This is a genomic window from Calothrix sp. UHCC 0171, from assembly GCF_034931845.1.
Lineage (GTDB): Bacteria > Cyanobacteriota > Cyanobacteriia > Cyanobacteriales > Nostocaceae > Brunnivagina.
In genome coordinates this window covers 173,985-192,024 of the sequence record NZ_JAYGHN010000005.1, presented here as the reverse complement: position 1 = coordinate 192,024, position 18,040 = coordinate 173,985, and the positions used below count along the sequence as shown (strand labels likewise).

Genomic DNA, 18,040 nt, shown 5'->3' with positions numbered 1-18,040 from the left:
AATTTGTTGGGGATTTATTGGGGAAACTTCTTTTCTCTGACTTCCGTGCTAAATTCCTGAACTGCGCTATTTATTATCTGACGTAAATTAGTATAAACCTTGGCAAAAGGTGGTTGTTTTTCTGACAAGCCCAACAAATCAGAAGTGACTAAAACTTGTCCATCGCAATGTACACCTGCACCAATACCAATTGTGGGGATATTTAATTTTTGGGTAATTTGTAAAGCCAAATCTGCGGGTATATGTTCCAAAACGATCGCAAATGCTCCTGCTTCTGCTAATGCTACAGCTTCTTGAAAAATGCGATCGCTCTCTTTTTCACTCTTTCCCTGCTGTCGTAAACCCAATTGATGTACTGACTGCGGCGTTAAACCCACATGTCCCATCACTGGTATCCCTGCTTGCACTAAACGCGCGACAGTTGCCACCATTGCGGGATATCCTCCCTCTAATTTTACTGCCTGTGCGCCTGTCTCTTTTAATACTCGACCAGCCGAATGTATTGCCTGTTTGATGCTTTCTTGATACGTCAAAAATGGTAAATCTACGACCATTAATGCCCGCTTTACTCCACGTCGTACAGCTTTTGCATGATACAGCATTTCATCCAGCGTAATTGGTAGTGTCGTTTCATACCCAAGCACGACTGCCATTGAATCGCCAACCAAGATTAAATCAACACCCGCCGCATCAAGAAGTTGTGCCGTAATATAATCCCATGCCGTCAAAGAGACAATTGAACGACCTTGTTGTTTCCATTGGATAAGTTGCTGAATAGTGACAGGCATTAGGAATTAGAGAGGGAGAGAGTGGGAGAGTGGGAGAGTGGGAGAGTGGGAGAGTGGGAGAGTGGGAGAGTGGGAGAGGGGGAGAGTGGGAGATTAATAAAAGAAACCTCTTTGCTTCTTTGTCCCCGCGTCCCCGCGTCCCCGCGTCCCCGCGTCCCCGCGTCCCCGCGTCCTCGCATCCCCGCGTCCCCGCGTCCCCGTATCCCCATATCCCCCTTCATTCCCATAGTTATTATTTTACTTCTCGACTGAAGGCTACATGGGTTTTTGCTTTTGGCATTTTCGGCATTAACCAGGCTAAACCCTCGCTAGTTCCCACCCACAATTTGTTACCGGTATCAGGTTCTAATGACAAAACTCGACTTGATGGTAAACCAGCAACTTGGTCTAAAAGTGCGCCTGTATTCGGATTTAAACGCATTAAACCATTATTTGTACCCACCCAAACACTACCATCCTTGGCAAAGCGAATTGATGTCACATTTTTACCACGCAATCTTGTTACAGAGCGTAACACCATACCATTTTTAGGATTAATCACGAGTAAGTTATTTGGCATACCCGCCCAAATTAAGCCTTGGGGACTAATTGCTAAGGTTTGTACTGTCCCCCCTGGTAAATTTTGAATTTTTTTCATAATGAAGGCATTGGCTGTATTTACCCGTACTAAGCCATCTAAGGTTCCTACCCAAAGTTGTCCTTCGGCATCTAAGGTCATGGCATTCGCACTCACACCAGGTAAATTTTTGACTGTGGTCATAATTAAACCTTGGTCGGGGCTGATTAAGGCTAAACCGCTATCAGTGCCTGTCCACAAGTAACCGCGTTTATCTACTAACAAAGAAAGAACGCGCTTAGAAGGTAAAAATAAATTCTGAGCGGTGATTTCACTGGTACGTAAATCTACTCGCTTCAAGCCTTCATAAGTTCCCACCCATAAACGCCCAACTTTATCTTGAGCGATCGCACCAATGGCTGTATTCGGTAAACTAACTCTCGCTAAGATTTGACCTGTATTCGGGTCAATCCGCGATAATCCTCGCCATGAACCAACCCAAAGATTACCTGTAAAATCCCTTTGTAAAGCATTTACCCGATAGTCAATTTCTTGGGTGCGATCGCTTGATTCTTCTTTCCCAGGAGGAGGTGCTGAAGATGGATAAGCTGGAGTTAACTCAGATGGATCAATATCTACTAAATTGCTTTGGGCAAATGTCGCTGTATTTGCCCCAGGAAAAACCATCAACCCTGTCAAGGCTGAGGTCATGATTAAATTAATATGCTTGCGAAAAAATATCACTGTCAACTTTCCTTTGGAGACACTCCCCATCGCCTTTGCGAAAAGCTCAGGATTATTATCAGTGTTCCCAAATTCAGAAAATTTCAACATTATCTAAGTATGTTTTATTTATAAGTATAAATTGCTTCTTGTTTATCTTCAACTTGACTCACATCTTGGACAGTTTGTAAATGGGTTGTTACAAAATGTTTAAAACAATATGTAATAAAAAATTTAAATCAGAAAGTTAAGAATATTCAAAGATTAACTTATTGTATAGTTGGTATAGTGATTAACGAATCACAATTTACGCAGTGTGCAATTTTGTCTTTCGCTTATCACTCAGCTAAGTATTCGTCAAAGAATTTTTTTGTCTGTGCCGTGCCTAGTTTAGAGTCAAGTCAAATCGCGATCGAGAGCCGAAAAGACTTTTGGCGAGTCAGAAACTTGAATTCTCAGAGTATGACAGAGAAACAAAATACAGAGCCATCTTCGTTGTTCGGAGTGGTCGATGAAGTCGAGACGATTTAGTTGGATGTTAAGCAAAGAGATAAGGAAGCTCTCTTCATCTAGCAGACAGGAAGAGCAAGACCAACTTAAAGTGACATGCTTGAGTAAATGGTTTAAATGTCAACAAGTAAGTAAAACCTTTGGTTTTAAGGGTTAGTTAACTCTGGTACTCACTATCAGAGGTGTTTATCCTGTGTATTTGTGGCGGCAATGCTTAACCTTCGTTTATAAGGCTTAGTCCTTGGGGAAGGCTCCTTGATTTGAGGAATTAGAAAGCGGAAATTGCATAATGTGGGAATTGCGATCGCGTCAATAGTGACATCTTGTTGGAAGGGAAATATGTCTTACGCTCAAACGAAGACCCAGAGCAAATCCGGGTATCAGGCAGGGGTAAAAGATTATAGACTTACTTATTACACCCCAGATTACACACCTAAAGATACAGATATTCTTGCTGCGTTCCGGATGACTCCCCAGCCTGGAGTTCCACCCGAAGAAGCTGGTGCTGCTGTTGCGGCGGAGTCTTCCACAGGTACTTGGACAACTGTATGGACTGACTTGCTCACCGACCTAGACCGCTACAAAGGTCGTTGCTATGATATCGAGCCAGTTGCTGGTGAAGATAACCAATACATCGCTTACGTTGCTTATCCTTTGGACTTGTTCGAGGAAGGCTCTGTAACAAATATGTTGACCTCGATTGTCGGAAATGTATTTGGTTTCAAAGCGTTGCGTGCATTGCGTTTGGAAGACTTACGGATTCCAGTTGCATACCTCAAGACCTTCCAAGGTCCTCCACATGGTATTCAAGTAGAGCGTGACAAATTAAATAAATACGGTCGTCCTTTGTTGGGTTGTACCATTAAGCCCAAATTAGGTTTGTCGGCAAAGAACTACGGACGCGCTGTCTATGAGTGTTTACGTGGTGGTTTGGACTTCACCAAAGACGACGAAAACATTAACTCTCAGCCTTTCCAACGTTGGCGCGATCGCTTCTTGTTTGTAGCTGATGCAATCCACAAAGCCCAAGCAGAAACAGGCGAAATCAAAGGTCACTACCTCAACGTTACCGCACCTACCTGTGAAGAAATGATGAAACGGGCTGAGTTCGCCAAAGAACTCAAGATGCCCATCATTATGCATGACTACCTGACAGCAGGTTTCACCGCTAACACCACCTTGGCTAAATGGTGTCGTGATAACGGTATCTTGTTACACATCCACCGGGCGATGCACGCGGTTATCGACCGTCAAAAGAACCACGGTATCCACTTCCGCGTTTTAGCTAAAACCCTACGTATGTCTGGTGGTGATCACATCCACACCGGAACCGTTGTTGGTAAGTTGGAAGGTGAACGTGGAATTACAATGGGCTTCGTTGACCTATTGCGCGAAAACTACGTTGAGCAAGATAAATCTCGCGGTATTTACTTTACCCAAGACTGGGCTTCTATGCCTGGTGTGATGGCAGTTGCTTCCGGTGGTATCCACGTATGGCACATGCCCGCACTTGTGGAAATCTTCGGTGATGATTCCGTTCTCCAATTCGGTGGTGGTACATTGGGACACCCTTGGGGTAATGCGCCTGGTGCAACCGCAAACCGTGTTGCTTTGGAAGCATGTATCCAAGCACGTAACGAAGGACGCAACTTGGCTCGCGAAGGTAACGATGTTATCCGCGAAGCTTGTAAGTGGTCTCCTGAACTTGCTGCTGCTTGTGAACTTTGGAAAGAAATCAAGTTCGAGTTCGAGGCAATGGATACCGTTTAATATTCAGTGTTGTAGCCTTCAGTCTTCACTTTTTCAGAAGCCGAAGCGTCTACGCAGATGTGTGTTGAGTTATTAGTGCTAATTAGTTTAGGGAAAATTCAGTATCTTGAGTGAAGTATTCTGCTAGACAGAAAGTTTTCCTCAAAATACACGAATCTTAACTAAATCAAAAAATTTGTACTCATAACTCATAACTCCTAAGGCTGGGGTCAGGCATGAATATAAAGCAAATTGCGAAAGACACAGCAAAGACGCTGCAAAGCTACTTGACATATCAGGCATTGCGAACAGTGTTATTACAGCTTGATGAAACAAATCCTCCCTTACAGCATTGGTTGCATAACTTTTCTGCCGGGAAGGTGCAAGATGGGGAAAAGTTTCTGGAAAGTTTGTTTAGTGAAAAGCCAGATTTAGCAATGCGAATCATGACTGTTCGCGAACACATTGCCGAAGAAGTCGCCGAGTTTTTACCAGAAATGGTACGCACCGGTATTCAGCAAGCCAATATGGAACACCGTAAGCAGCATCTCGAACGCATCACGCAGTTTAGCTTGTCTAACCCTAGTTCGGACACTGAATTGAAAACGGAATCGGAAACCTAATCGCGATTTTCCCCAGCATCACAAATAACCAGTTATTGCAACCCATCACACCATTAAGCTATGCAAACTTTACCAAAAGAGCGTCGTTTTGAGACTCTTTCTTACCTTCCTCCTCTCTCTGACGCTCAAATCCAAAAACAAGTTCAATACATTTTGAACCAAGGTTACATTCCTGCGGTTGAGTTCAATGAACAGTCTGAACCAACTGAATTTTACTGGACATTGTGGAAATTGCCTTTGTTCAATGCACGTAGTACCCAAGAAGTTCTTGGTGAAGTACAACAGTGCCGCTCACAGTATGGCAACTGCTACATCCGTGTTGTTGGTTTTGACAATATCAAACAGTGTCAAGTTCTTAGCTTTATCGTTCACAAACCAGGTACAAGTGGTGGTGGCTATCGCTACTAAGTATTAAGACTTGATACATTAGTATTGAGTACGAAGTTTGAGTCTGGTTAAGCAATTAGGGTTTTAATTTTTTCTTTATCCCCTGTACAGGAGAGGTAGATATTTCTATCTCTCCTATTTATTTTTCAGTATTGTTTTTAACAACTAATACCAAATTACTAAATTATTTTCAGAGAGAAATCTCAAAATTTGCGATCGCAATTTGTCGATAGGGATTTATTCGGTTAAGATTTTTGAACAATATATATTTTTAAATCTAAAAAAAGTGAAACCAGAACAAGAGTCTCAAGTCAGAATTTGCTTTGTTGGCGAATCTTTTGTGAATGGAACCGGCGATAGTGAATGTCTGGGATGGACTGGGAGAATTTGTGTCGATGCAAATAAAAGAGGTTATGACATCACTTATTACAATTTAGGAGTTCGACGCGAGACAACTGAAGAACTCAAACAGCGCTGGCGAAATGAAGTTATATATCGTTTACCATCCGATTGTAACGGTAGAGTTGTATTTTCGTTTGGTGTCAACGATACAGTCATTATCAATGGGAAACTGCGGGTATCGCTGCTAAATTCTATCTTTAATGTGCGACAAATTTTGAGAGAAGCAAAAGAATTATATCCAGTTTTAATGGTGGGACCTCCACCGATGTTGGATAATGATCAAAATACTCGGATTGCGGAATTATCAAAGTATTTTGCAAGAATTTGTCGGGAGTTAGACATTCCCTATCTTGATGTTTTTTCGGTTCTAAAACAATCAAATATTTGGTTTGATGAAGTATACGCTTATGACAAAGCCCACCCTCGTGCTGGAGGTTATCAAGCATTTGCTGATATTGTTAAAAATTGGGATGCTTGGTTAAACTGGCTACCTAATCGCCCTTGAACTAAGTATCAATTTTCAGCCAATTTTCTGGCTCGATATAATAAATTTAGTAACATTTCTTCACATGTTGAAATCAGCTTGTGTGAGGAATTATAGAGGCGATAACTCTATCATAAGTGCGATCGCAAACTCAAATGAATCTGTAAATATGGCGATGAAGCTATAACTCAGCTATACATGCAAATTCAAACACCAGATTGGGTAAAACACGCTGTTTTCTATCAGATTTTCCCAGATCGTTTTGCCAAAAGTAAACAACCCCGCAAAAAATTATTCCATAATGTCACTTGGGAAGATTGGGAAGCAATGCCAACTTTACAAGGATATAAGGGAGGAGATTTGTGGGGAATTCTCGAACAATTGGACTACATTGAATCTTTAGGGATTAATGCAATTTACTTCACTCCCATCTTTCAGTCAGCCAGCAATCATCGCTATCATACTCACGACTATTATCAAGTAGACCCCATACTGGGAGGCAATAGGGCATTTAAGGAATTATTGGATGCTGCACATGCACGTAATATCAAAATTGTTTTGGATGGGGTTTTCAATCATTCGAGTCGCGGATTCTTTTTTTTCCACGATGTCTTAGAAAATGGTCCCTATTCTCCTTGGGTCAATTGGTTTAAAATAGAAAACTGGCCCCTGGCTCCTTACACTGGAGATGCACCAGCAAATTATGGAAGTTGGGCTGGAAACCGTGCCTTGCCAGAATTTAACCACGATAACCCCGAAGTGCGGGAATATATCATGGAAATTGCCGAATATTGGATTGAATTTGGCATTGACGGGTGGCGATTGGATGTGCCATTTGAAATTAAGACACCAGGTTTTTGGCAAGAATTTCACGATCGCGTTAAAGTAATTAATCCCGAAGCCTATATTGTTGGCGAAGTGTGGGGAGATTCTAGAGAATGGCTAGATGGAACCCAATTTGATGGCGTGATGAATTATTTATTTGCCGGTGCTGCGATCGCATTTGCAGCAGGTGATAGAGTTGTTTTAGAACAAGTACAGTCACGCGATTACAAACCGTATCCACCATTGTTTGCTACTGAATATGCTGCCAAAATTGAAGAATTACTCGAACTTTACCCTTGGGAAATCCAACTGACACAGTTAAATTTACTTGCTAGTCATGATACTGCAAGATTAATGACAATAGCAGGTGGGGATAAAGATAGTGTCATTCTTGCCACATTGTTGTTACTGACATTTCCGGGTGCGCCCAGTGTTTACTATGGAGATGAAGTCGGCTTACCAGGAGGAATAGACCCAGATTGTCGTCGAGTATTTCCCCTAGAATTAAATTGGGATAAAGATATATTTGACACGCATCGCCAGCTAATTGCAATTCGACACCAATACCCATGTTTGCGGATTGGAGACTACAAAACTTTGTATGCCCAAGGTGAGTTGTATATTTTTGCCCGCAGTTTGAAAAATGAACAGGGAAATGAAGAGTTAATAATTGCAGTCAATGCAGGTACAGTATCAGCAAAAGCAAATTTAGATGTGGCTGAGTTGGATTCTCTTCCTAATAAATTGCTTTATGGGAATGCAAAAATTGAAGAGAATGAAAAAGGTAAAACAAAAACTCTTAGTTTAGATGTAGCTCCCCGTAGCGGTTGCATTTTGGGAGTAGCAAAATAGAAATTAGGAGACATTGCTGACAAGTTAAGTTCATTTTCCTTTTGTCAATAAGTCATTGTATTTAAAATATTGTCAAAATCTGGGAAAGAAACATGATTGTTAAGGATGCTAACCTCCTTTGGAGGAACTGCGCTAACGCTCAATTCCCAGTGCATCATTTTAACTTGTCACGCATGTCACTATTTGTTTTCCTTTTCTTTGGGAAATGAACATTCAACGGTAATTTTCATATTGCTTTTCGCCGTTCCTTTTGTCACATAGGGAACTCCTGCTTCTCCACCGAGTTCGATGCCAAATTCTAGGGTGACTTTATCTACATTGGCATTACTAACAGGCATTTGTTTAAATGCATTCAAAGAATAAACTGTGTAAGCGCGGATTGTGCCTTGAATTGCCTGGAAATTTTGCACCATTTGCTTGCGAACTGCTTCCGGACTCATTCCTTTTTCATCTAGTGCTTCTTCCTCCTCTTCTTCTGTAGCAACAGGGGAAATATTTACGTCTTCCGATGCTTCGATGTAGATGATTGTGTTTTCATCTATTTGGATAGGTGTGAGTTGAGTCATAGTTATGGATGCGGCAAGAGAAAAATAATTACTAATTAAAACAGGATTTCAGCAAAATTACTTGGAAATCATGGTAAATATTTTGTAGCTGTGTAAGTAAAATCATCACTCTACAAAACTAAACAAGGCTTGCTGCTATGAGTCGAGACGCTTTGGTTGTTGGCATTAATACTTATAGTTACGAGCGTCTGAGCAATTTAACAGCACCAGCACAAGATGCAGAAGCAGTAGCGAAACTATTGGAAAGCTACGGTGAGTTTAACGTTAAACGACTTCCTGCGGTTAAAAATAAGGAAAATAATACGATTAAGGTTGGGCAGAAAACTGGAGTAACTTTAGCTCATTTAGAAGATGCCATAGTCCAATTATTCAAACCGGAAGGGAGAAATATTCCCGACACTACGCTTCTGTATTTTTCCGGTCATGGGTTGCGAAAAAGTCGCGGTGGTATTCACCAAGGATATTTAGCGACGAGTGATGTCAATCCAGATTTGGGTAACTGGGGTTTGTCTTTGCAATGGTTACGGCAATTATTGCAGTCAAGCGAAGTTAAACAGCAAATTATCTGGTTAGATTGTTGTTACAGTGGGGAATTGCTTAACTTTGCCGAAGCCGATCCAGGGGATAGGGGAAAAGGTCGAGATAGGTGTTTTATTGCCGCTTCACGGGAGTTTGAGCCAGCTTTTGAGGCGATCGACACAAATCACAGTGTCCTTACCACAGCGCTGCTACAGGCTTTGGAACCGAAAGAGAAACAGGTGACAAACTATACTGTAGTGGATGCCATTTCTCAAAACTTACCCAAGTTTCCCCAGCGTCCGATTTTCGCTAATTCTGGCGGTATTATTCACCTTACCCGCACCCAGGAACCAATTAAAGAAGTGGCTGAGAATGGGGTGACGAGTCTGGTTTGTCCCTATCGCGGATTACGATATTTTGACTTTATCCAAGAAGATGCTAAGTATTTTCACGGTCGGCAATCACTCACAGACCAATTACTAGAAAAAGTCCGGGTAAGTAACTTTCTCGCGGTTTTGGGTGCTTCGGGAAGCGGGAAATCGAGTGTGGTGAGGGCGGGGCTGCTGTATCAATTGCAGCAAGGTAAACGGTTATCGGGGAGTGACACCTGGCAAATCAAGATTTTTCAACCCGGTGAGCATCCCTTGCAGAGTTTAGCACGGGCTTTTGTGAGTGTTGGTTTATCGGGTGGGTTATCGGATATTGAACGCGCATCCCAGTTACAGCAAGCGGAAGCATTGATTGCTGGGGGTGGTTTTTCTCAGTTAATTACCGTTTTTTATACCCCGCGAGTTGTGTTGCTGGTAGACCAATTCGAGGAGGTGTTTACCCTCTGTAGCGATGGGAACGAACGACAGCAATTTTTCGATTATTTATTGGCTGGTTTGCAACGGTGCGGGGATAAACTCTGCTTGGTGTTGACCATGCGAGCAGATTTTTTTGGTAAATGTGCAGAACATGGGGAACTAGCGGCAAAAATTCAGGATAATTTACTCACAGTCACCCCCATGAGTCAGTCCGAATTGCGACAAGCAATTACCGCACCCGCAAAGCAGGTAAATTTAGCCCTGGAATCGGAATTGGTGGAGCAGATAATTAGCGATGTGGCTGATTCTCCGGGTTTTTTACCGTTGTTGCAATATACCCTGACGGAATTATGGGGACAGAGAACAGAGGATAAATTAACCCTAGCTGCTTATACCCGTTTGGGTGGGGTGAAAGGAACCCTACAAAAACGCGCAACTGAGGTGTATGAGGATTTGTCAGGGGAGGAACAGGAAGCAGCCAAGCGGATTTTTTTAGAGTTGACGCAGTTGGGAGAGGGAACGGAAGATACCCGCAGACGGGTTTTATTGCGGGATTTGGTGACATCCAGCCATGTGGAACAGGTAATGCAAAAATTGGCAGATGCGCGGTTAATTGTCACCCAGGAAGAATTTGTAGATGTAGCCCATGAGGCGTTGATTCGTCATTGGTTGCTGTTGAGAAAATGGTTGGATGAGAACCGGGATAGGTTGAGAGAAAAGCGAAAAATTGAAGCTGCGGCACAGGAATGGAGCAATCAAGGCAGAAAAAAGGATTATTTATTGCCAGGTGGACAATTAAAGAAGGTGAAAGCATGGCAGAAAGGGGAAGGGAAACAATTAGGGCTTTCACAGCTGGCTGAAGAGTTTATCAAAGCGAGTGAGAAATATCGACAAAGGGCGTTATTGCTAACTGCTGGGTGGGTGACAATTCCGATTTTTGTGGCATTTTTGGTTATTATTCCGCACTTGAGGCAGCAAAGTTTCAACGAAGCATGGAACACTATTAGGAATAAGAAACTAGGAAGCCGTGCTGCGATGGAATTACTGACTGAGGGATGTTGGGAAAAAAGGCAGTGGCAATGGATTCCCGAAAATATATTATTTCTATTCTTTGGGGGGTGTTCTAGTTTTTATCGTGAAGACTTGAGCAAACTCAACCTCTACGGAGCCAATCTCAATGGAGCCAATCTCAACGATGCCGACCTCAACGATGCCGACCTCAACGATGCCGACCTCCGCAGAGCCAATCTCTATGATGCCTACCTCAATGGTGTCAACCTCAAGGATGCCAACCTTGGTTATGCCAATCTCAATGGTGCCAACCTTGGTTATGCCAACCTTGGTTATGCCAATCTCAATGGTGTCAACCTTGGTTATGCCAAGCTCTATGGTGCTGACCTCAGTAATGCCAACCTCAGCTTTGCCAATCTCAATGGTGCCAAGCTCTATGGTGCTGACCTCAGTAATGCCGACCTCAGCCTTGCTAAACTCAGTAATACTGACCTTAGTAGTGCTAATCTCAGTAGTGCTAACCTCATTAGTGCCGACCTTAGCAATGCAAAGCTCTTGATTCCAAACCTCGAAAAAGCTATTTACAACAAAGATACAAAACTACCCCAAAATTTTGACCCTAGCAAAGAGCAAATGATATTGATAGCTCCTGGTATTAATCTCAGTGGTGCTGACTTGAGTTCTATTAATTTTTGGAATGCTGATTTCCAAGGTGTCAACCTCACTAATGCCAACCTGGAAGGCTCAGACTTAAGATATGTTCAAAACCTCACACCTGAGCAAGTGAAAGCTGCCAAGAATTGGGAAGACGCATACTATAGTAATGAATTTAGGAAAAAATTGGGGTTGAAGTAACGAAGGAGGGTTTTTCAGTCTGTCATTGCGAGCGTAACGAAGTGGAGTGAAGCAATCGCGTTGACTTTGGAGATATTGCGATTGCTTCGTCGTTCCTCCTCGCAATGACGGAAGGGTTGCAGTGCGATCGCGTTTTGGGTTGTAGGGAATGCGATCGCGCTTGGTTTGGGGTGGTTGCGGAGATGACGACACTGTTTGGGTTGTAGGGGTGACGATCGCGGTTGTTTGGGAAACTTTGGAGTGGCGATCGCGTTTGTAGGGTGGTTGTGGGGGATGTGATCGCGTTTGGTTTTGAGGAATGGCGATCGCGTTTTTGGGGAAGCTGTAGGGAATGCGATCGCATTTTAGGTTTGTTTGGGAGTGCGATCGCGTTTGTTTGGCATGGGTTTGGGAGTGCGATCGCTCTCCAACTATGCCTAAAAGTTACAATAAGTATGGTATTTACAGGAAAGGCGAAAATGACCGCAAAAGACAACATCAAAGCTGAAATTGATAGCCTCAACGAAGAATATCTAGACGAGCTATATCTTTTAATTAAAGATTTTGCCCAATCCAAACAAAACTTGAGAAAGCATAGTTTTATGTCAAAATTGAAACAAATTAAAATTGATGCTCCAGAGGATTTTGCTAGTAATCTTGATTCCTATCTAGTTGCGGATGAGGGTGAGAAATAAAATATTCGTTGATACATTATTCGTGGTAGCACTGATTAACCAGCGTGACCAATATCACCAAAAAGCTAGCGAATTAGCTGATAGCTTAGAAACTCATCCCTTAATCACAACTGATGCAGTGTTATTGGAAATTGGTAATGCTCTAGCTCGAAACTACAAAGATGAGGCTGTTGAAATTATTGAGCATTTCCTGACCTCAGATGAAGTAGAAATTGTACGACTGAACCCGGAATTCTTTACACAAGCATTTAAGCTTTACAAAACCCATCAAGATAAAGCATGGGGTTTAGTTGATTGTATTTCGTTTATAGTTATGAAGCAATCTGGAATTACTCAAGCTTTAACTTTCGACCAGCATTTTGTACAAGCAGGCTTTCAAGCTTTGATGAGATGAGATAAATTAGCAATTGAGTTTGTTTTGTAGTTAGCGAAGCTTGCGCGACGAGAGTGCGATCGCGTTTTAGTTTGAGTGGGATGGGTTTGGAGTGTGCGATCGCCATTTTTTACTGGGGAGATTTTTGTGCAGCTTTTCTCACATCCTCCACACTTAAACCTAAAGCTTGCGCTATCTGCTCCATACTTAACCCAGCTGCTAACATTGGTGCTACAGCAAGTAATTTCCCTTCTTGTCTTCCTTCTTGTTTTCCTTTCTGTTCACCTTCTGCAAAAGCTTGTTGGTATACCCGTGTTTGCTTTAACTCACTTAATCCAAACATTTCTTGTATCTCCTCAATATTCATTCTGGGAAATTTATAAATCAAAATTGTCTCGATTATTTGTAATAATTGTTGCTGTTGAGTTACTGAAGCAACTTCCTGGTTAGTTCTAGTAATTAACTCCCTGGCTTGGTCTATTGCTTGTTTTTCATTTTCTATGACTAATTTTATCGTAGCAATTCCGATGGGTAGGGATGCACTTTCCCCAAGTTCATCTAAATAAATACAGGTGACTCTCCCGGAAGCAAAGGATTCGCTGTAATGGTTGGTTGATGCGGTGTCAATGTTGCGGGATGGATAAATAACTACAGCTAGCCAATTATTTTCAGGTTGATTTTGTCGAAGGTATAAATGAACTTCAGAAAATAGACGTGAGTAGATTCCCAAATCCTCTTGAAACTGAACTTCTACAAAATAAATTGGTTGTTCTTGGGTTTGGGGAATAAACACACCATCAATACGGAAAGCTGTTTGCTTGATTTCTACTGATGAAAATTGGTAATTTGCTGTAAGGTCGGGAGAATTGCCAATTAATTCAAAGAAGATATAGGGAAATTATTGAAATAGACGATAAAAGATGCTGTCTGTTTTCCCAAAAGGGGAAGATGCAGAGTTGATAATTTTTCTTTCTTCCCATAATTTTAGAGCCTGTTAGTAACTGAATTTTAGCGATCGCATTTGTGGGAAAATTATAGGAGATGCGATCGCGTTGTTGGAGGAATAGAGATGTCCTATTCCCTATGCACTGCTGTTACACTAAAAGTTGACCTCAAGAACCAGTGATTATGCTCAAGCGCTCTAAGTTCGAGACAACGCAATCTCAAATTATGCATCGTGCAGAAGATTTGATTCATGCTGCTTCTAATCGCTATCGTATTACCGTTCAAGTAGCAAACCGTGCAAAGCGTCGTCGTTACGAAGATTTCGACAATGCGGATGATGTGATGATGAAACCAGTGTTGCGGGCAATTATCGAGATGTCTGATGAGTTGACTCAACCGGAAATTATTGGTGAACTTTAAGTTTTACGGAAAAACTGAGGGACGTAATATCTGAATAATAGGGGCGGGCGAAGAATCTTTGAATTAAATCGAAGAACTCTTTGCCCGCAAATTATATATATTCCATATATTCGTAAGATTATATTTTGGCTAGGAATTCCCTATTTGTAGCGTTTCCAGCGTTTCAATTTTAATTGAGGCAGTAATATTACGTTCGCCGAAATAATGAGGATAAAACCGAGGTGGAGAAAATTAATGATAACTGATTCACCGGATTTGAATATAACTTAAAATTATTTTTATCGGCAGACCAAATGTAGACACAATAAATAGACAAACTCCTAAAAACAATGGCTAATCATAAAATTCCCAATATGCCAAATATCCCTTTTAACTTAATTACTCAATCGGGATTTTTCAGACTGAAATCAACTCGCAGAATTTTATATTTAGCACTATTACTCATAGTCATGGCTGCTGTATTCTTTAGTGCTGAACCCAGTCATATCAATACTAATCTCATCTCCAACTTTTTCACGACTCAACCCGTGATGGCACAGCGCATTACGGTTGGTGATGCTTGGCGACAAGTTTATCAGCAATTACCCAATTTTCCTAAAGAAAATACTTACACCAATAGAGAAGGCGGAAAAATTGCCGAAAATAACACATTAGTTGGGCGGATGATTCAATATCATGTCTATCTTAAAGGACGCGCACCAAATTACCGCTTGGATTGGAAACTAACCTTAGCTGATTATTTAGGTGTCAACGAAGTTATTTATGACACAAATTATCCAGGGCACGAACTTTTGAGAAAAAATCCCTTGGATGGAGATAAAGCCGCGATCACCAAACTTTCTCGTCGCCAACGTGATACATTAGTCCAAGCTTTGGTAAATGTATTTAGTCCCAAAAAACAGTAGATAAAAAGAGAAGGAAAGCCAAAGAGCGGAGAATGCCCAATATCCAAAATCATGAATCGTGTCATTAAATCTGGAAATGGTTGGCGAATTGGTTGGAATCCTTCTGCACCTTTATTTAAAGGGTTAGTGGGTACTGATAATTGGGCTGTGGAATTAACTGAGGCTGAATTGGATGATTTTTGCCGTTTATCTGCACAACTGGCAAATACCATGGAACAACTTGCATCTGAGTTGATGGATGAAGAAAAAATTGCTTGTGAAGCTGAAAGCGATTTAGTTTGGATGGAAGTTGCTGGTTATCCCGATAACTATAGTTTGCGGTTTATTCTCAACTCTGGGCGCTGTGTAGAGGGGGAATTTGCCGCCACTGCCGTTTCTGGTTTACTTCAAGCTGCGAGTATGCTCAAAGTATTTTAATTTTCTGGCGATATTATTATTTTTCTGGCAGATTGTGCTATTATATTTTGGTTGACCGATGCGAAGCTTAGATTAGTCGTGTAAACAATCTAAAATCGCTGTTACGGGGCGTAGCGCAGCTTGGTAGCGCGCCACTTTGGGGTAGTGGAGGTCGTGGGTTCGAATCCCGCCGCTCCGATTTTTAGTATTGAAGAACTTTTTCTGATGAAAACTTAAAACTTGTGCCTGTTAGTATTTTCAGATGCTAGCAGGTTTTTGGATTGATGCCTGCTCAAGACATGCTGGAGTGCGATCGCAGTCAGATTATTTGATGAAGTCATTATTCAGTCAAGTATTCTCCTCAAAAATATTCGGGAAATCCACCCTTCACATTTGCCAAGTTATGCTAACTTAATATAGTTCACAAAATTCCGCACATCCAAGCATTCGGGTGTTTCCGATATTGGAAATGCACTTGGGTGGAGGATTAACCCGAATCGGAGAAAAGCAAATATGCCAGTAGTTTCATTGGCTCAAATGATGGAGTCAGGGGTTCACTTTGGGCATCAGACCCGCCGTTGGAACCCCAAAATGGATCCGTATATCTATACAGCTCGTAATGGTGTTCACATCATTGATTTGGTGCAAACCGCCCAATTAATGGACGAAGCGTATACTTACATGCGATCGCAAGCTGAAGCAGGTAAAAAATTCTTATTTGTCGGCACCAAACGCCAAGCAGCAGGCATCATCGCTCAAGAAGCATCTCGTTGTGGTGCATATTACATCAATCAACGCTGGTTGGGGGGAATGCTCACCAACTGGACAACCATTAAAACTCGCGTAGATCGTCTTAAAGACCTCGAACGCCGCGAAGAAAATGGCGCACTCGACCTGTTACCCAAAAAAGAAGCTTCGATGCTACGTCGGGAAATGACGAAGTTACAGAAGTATTTGGGCGGTATCAAAGCCATGCGGAAAATACCCGATGTTGTTCTCATTGTAGACCAGCGTCGTGAATATAACGCCGTCCAGGAATGCCAAAAGTTAAGTATTCCCATCGTTTCCATGTTGGATACTAACTGTGACCCTGATGTTGTAGACATCCCCATCCCCGCCAACGATGACGCTATCCGTTCGATTAAGCTAATTATTGGCAAACTCGCTGACGCAATCTACGAAGGTCGTCACGGTCAGTTGGATGTTGAGGAAGATTACGAAGATTACGAAGGTGCAGAAGAAGAATACGAATACGAAGAATCTGAGTATGTCGAACCTTCGGAAGAAGAAGCAGAGTAATTATTTAGTTCTGCGGGTTTAGGGCTGAGGACTGAGTGCTGGTAGTTAGTAGAATGATAGATATTTCGCTAAATATTTAACTCAAATATTTAACCAAATGTTCGGCATTTTGTGATTTGCGTCTGCTGATGAGCGATCGCACTATCAGATTTTGAAGTTGAAAATTGTTATTTTTAAATCTCAAATCTGAATCTCAAATAAAACTTATTACGCGGTACTCATTACTCAGCGCTGATTTTTTAGTAAAGTGTCAGTCAAATAGGTATCTAGGGATTGAGGCAACATGGCGGAAATATCTGCAAAACTTGTCCAAGAGCTGCGCCAAAAAACTGGTGCTGGTATGATGGACTGCAAAAAAGCCCTTAAAGAAAATGAGGGCGATGTCGAAAAGGCTTCCGAATGGTTGCGTCAGAAAGGTATGATCAAAGCCGAGAAAGCCTCAGGTAAAGTTGCGGCTGAAGGTTTAGTTGATACTTTTGTGGAAGCAAATGGTCGGGTTGGTGTATTGGCTGAAGTCAATTGCCAAACTGATTTCGTTGCCCGTAATGAAGCTTTTAAGGCACTAGTACATAACATTGCCAAGCAAGCTGCCACTGCTGATAGTGTTGATTCCCTATTGGCTCAACCTTACATTGCCAACAAAGACGTGACTGTTGCCGAATCAATTAAAGAGTTATTTGCCCAATTGGGTGAAAACATGCAAGTGCGTCGCTTTGTCAATTTTACATTGCCAGAGGGTACACAAGGTGCAGTTGATAGCTACATTCACACTGGTGGTAGAGTTGGGGTTTTGGTGGAATTAAATTGCCAAAAGGAAACGGCAGCTAATAATGAAGACTTTAAAACATTAGCTCGAAATGTAGCAATGCAAATTGCCGCTTGTCCCAACGTTGAATATGTCAATGTTGGCGAAATTCCGGCTGATATTGCTCAAAAAGAAAAAGACATTGAGATGGGACGCGATGACCTCGCGAATAAGCCTGATAATATCAAAGAAAAAATTGTGCAGGGACGTATTGAAAAACGCCTGAAAGAATTGACTTTGCTTGATCAGCCTTACATTCGTGACCAAAGCATCACTGTCGAAGAATTAATTAAGCAAGCTAGTTCAAAACTTGGCGATACAATTCAAGTTACACGTTTTGTTCGTTATGTTCTGGGTGAAGGTATCGAAAAACAAGAAATTAGTTTTGCTGATGAAGTTGCAGCACAAATAGGTGCAAAGTAATTAGTTAGGAGTTAGGAGTTAGGAGTTAAGAGTTAAAATTTAAGAGTTAATATTTTTAACTTTTAGTTTTTAATGTCTGGTATTTAACTTTTAGCTTGTAACTAATCGCTACCTCATCGTAACTATATGACAAGGCAGGTCAAG

The 18,040-nt window shown here is 41.7% G+C and carries 18 protein-coding genes and 1 tRNA gene; 14 read left to right on the top strand and 5 right to left on the bottom strand.

Annotation, left to right across the window (positions count from 1 at the left end):
• Positions 1 to 14: 14 nt before the first annotated feature.
• Genes panB through VB733_RS06400 form a run of 3 tightly spaced genes read right to left on the bottom strand, consistent with a single transcriptional unit; the run spans position 15 to position 2,118 of the window.
• Positions 15 to 788: a 3-methyl-2-oxobutanoate hydroxymethyltransferase gene (panB, locus tag VB733_RS06410; RefSeq protein WP_323339255.1), complete on the bottom strand. Its 774-nt coding sequence runs from the start codon at positions 786 to 788 to the stop codon at positions 15 to 17.
• Positions 788 to 1,015 (bottom strand): hypothetical protein, encoded by a 228-nt coding sequence (locus VB733_RS06405; RefSeq protein ID WP_323339254.1) that lies wholly within the window; start codon positions 1,013 to 1,015, stop codon positions 788 to 790. Before VB733_RS06405 ends, panB begins: the two co-directional genes overlap by 1 nt.
• Before the next feature lie 5 nt (positions 1,016 to 1,020).
• Positions 1,021 to 2,118: a ligand-binding sensor domain-containing protein gene (locus tag VB733_RS06400; protein WP_323339289.1), complete on the bottom strand. Its 1,098-nt coding sequence runs from the start codon at positions 2,116 to 2,118 to the stop codon at positions 1,021 to 1,023.
• 798 nt (positions 2,119 to 2,916) lie between these two features.
• On the opposite strand from VB733_RS06400, the gene VB733_RS06395 reads away from it, so the two are divergent.
• From VB733_RS06395 to VB733_RS06375, 5 genes are all read left to right on the top strand, one after another.
• Entirely contained in the window at positions 2,917 to 4,347 is a 1,431-nt protein-coding gene (locus VB733_RS06395) for a form I ribulose bisphosphate carboxylase large subunit (RefSeq protein WP_323339253.1), read from the top strand.
• A gap of 215 nt (positions 4,348 to 4,562) precedes the next feature.
• Positions 4,563 to 4,949 (top strand): RuBisCO chaperone RbcX, encoded by a 387-nt coding sequence (gene rcbX, locus VB733_RS06390; protein ID WP_323339252.1) that lies wholly within the window; start codon positions 4,563 to 4,565, stop codon positions 4,947 to 4,949.
• Between the two features lie 60 nt (positions 4,950 to 5,009).
• On the top strand, positions 5,010 to 5,357 hold the full coding sequence (locus VB733_RS06385) for a ribulose bisphosphate carboxylase small subunit (RefSeq protein ID WP_096609580.1): 348 nt from the start codon (positions 5,010 to 5,012) through the stop codon (positions 5,355 to 5,357).
• Positions 5,358 to 5,622: 265 nt separating this feature from the next.
• Positions 5,623 to 6,243 carry a GDSL-type esterase/lipase family protein gene (locus VB733_RS06380; protein ID WP_323339251.1) on the top strand — a complete coding sequence of 207 codons (621 nt, stop codon included), beginning with the start codon at positions 5,623 to 5,625 and terminating at the stop codon, positions 6,241 to 6,243.
• A gap of 177 nt (positions 6,244 to 6,420) precedes the next feature.
• Positions 6,421 to 7,899, top strand: coding sequence for a glycoside hydrolase family 13 protein (locus tag VB733_RS06375; protein WP_323339250.1), 1,479 nt, complete (start codon positions 6,421 to 6,423; stop codon positions 7,897 to 7,899).
• Positions 7,900 to 8,078: 179 nt separating this feature from the next.
• On the opposite strand, the gene VB733_RS06370 is transcribed toward VB733_RS06375, so the two are convergent.
• Positions 8,079 to 8,465: a CU044_2847 family protein gene (locus VB733_RS06370; protein ID WP_323339249.1), complete on the bottom strand. Its 387-nt coding sequence runs from the start codon at positions 8,463 to 8,465 to the stop codon at positions 8,079 to 8,081.
• Between the two features lie 137 nt (positions 8,466 to 8,602).
• Here VB733_RS06370 and VB733_RS06365 point away from each other — a divergent pair, with 137 nt between their 5' ends.
• From VB733_RS06365 to VB733_RS06355, 3 genes are all read left to right on the top strand, one after another.
• On the top strand, positions 8,603 to 11,656 hold the full coding sequence (locus tag VB733_RS06365) for a pentapeptide repeat-containing protein (protein ID WP_323339248.1): 3,054 nt from the start codon (positions 8,603 to 8,605) through the stop codon (positions 11,654 to 11,656).
• A gap of 221 nt (positions 11,657 to 11,877) precedes the next feature.
• Positions 11,878 to 12,330, top strand: coding sequence for a hypothetical protein (locus VB733_RS06360; protein WP_323339247.1), 453 nt, complete (start codon positions 11,878 to 11,880; stop codon positions 12,328 to 12,330).
• Positions 12,314 to 12,724, top strand: coding sequence for a type II toxin-antitoxin system VapC family toxin (locus VB733_RS06355; protein WP_323339246.1), 411 nt, complete (start codon positions 12,314 to 12,316; stop codon positions 12,722 to 12,724). The genes VB733_RS06360 and VB733_RS06355 overlap by 17 nt, the downstream gene beginning before the upstream one ends.
• 109 nt (positions 12,725 to 12,833) lie before the next feature.
• Here VB733_RS06355 and VB733_RS06350 read toward each other — a convergent pair whose 3' ends face one another.
• Entirely contained in the window at positions 12,834 to 13,592 is a 759-nt protein-coding gene (locus VB733_RS06350; protein WP_323339288.1) for an Rpn family recombination-promoting nuclease/putative transposase, read from the bottom strand.
• 239 nt (positions 13,593 to 13,831) lie between these two features.
• Between VB733_RS06350 and VB733_RS06345 the strand changes: the two genes are divergently transcribed.
• The 6 genes from VB733_RS06345 to tsf all read left to right on the top strand — a co-directional run bounded on the left by VB733_RS06345 (position 13,832) and on the right by tsf (position 17,896).
• Entirely contained in the window at positions 13,832 to 14,068 is a 237-nt protein-coding gene (locus tag VB733_RS06345) for a DNA-directed RNA polymerase subunit omega (RefSeq protein ID WP_096609600.1), read from the top strand.
• Between the two features lie 329 nt (positions 14,069 to 14,397).
• Entirely contained in the window at positions 14,398 to 14,973 is a 576-nt protein-coding gene (locus VB733_RS06340; RefSeq protein ID WP_323339245.1) for a hypothetical protein, read from the top strand.
• A 51-nt stretch (positions 14,974 to 15,024) separates the two neighbouring features.
• The gene (locus tag VB733_RS06335; protein ID WP_323339244.1) at positions 15,025 to 15,390 is read left to right on the top strand and encodes a DUF1818 family protein; all 366 of its coding nucleotides are present in this window, start codon (positions 15,025 to 15,027) and stop codon (positions 15,388 to 15,390) included.
• 104 nt (positions 15,391 to 15,494) lie between these two features.
• Positions 15,495 to 15,568, top strand: a tRNA-Pro gene (locus tag VB733_RS06330).
• A 314-nt stretch (positions 15,569 to 15,882) separates the two neighbouring features.
• Positions 15,883 to 16,668: a 30S ribosomal protein S2 gene (gene rpsB / locus VB733_RS06325; RefSeq protein ID WP_323339243.1), complete on the top strand. Its 786-nt coding sequence runs from the start codon at positions 15,883 to 15,885 to the stop codon at positions 16,666 to 16,668.
• Positions 16,669 to 16,951: 283 nt separating this feature from the next.
• On the top strand, positions 16,952 to 17,896 hold the full coding sequence (gene tsf, locus VB733_RS06320; protein WP_323339242.1) for a translation elongation factor Ts: 945 nt from the start codon (positions 16,952 to 16,954) through the stop codon (positions 17,894 to 17,896).
• Positions 17,897 to 18,040 lie beyond the last annotated feature (144 nt).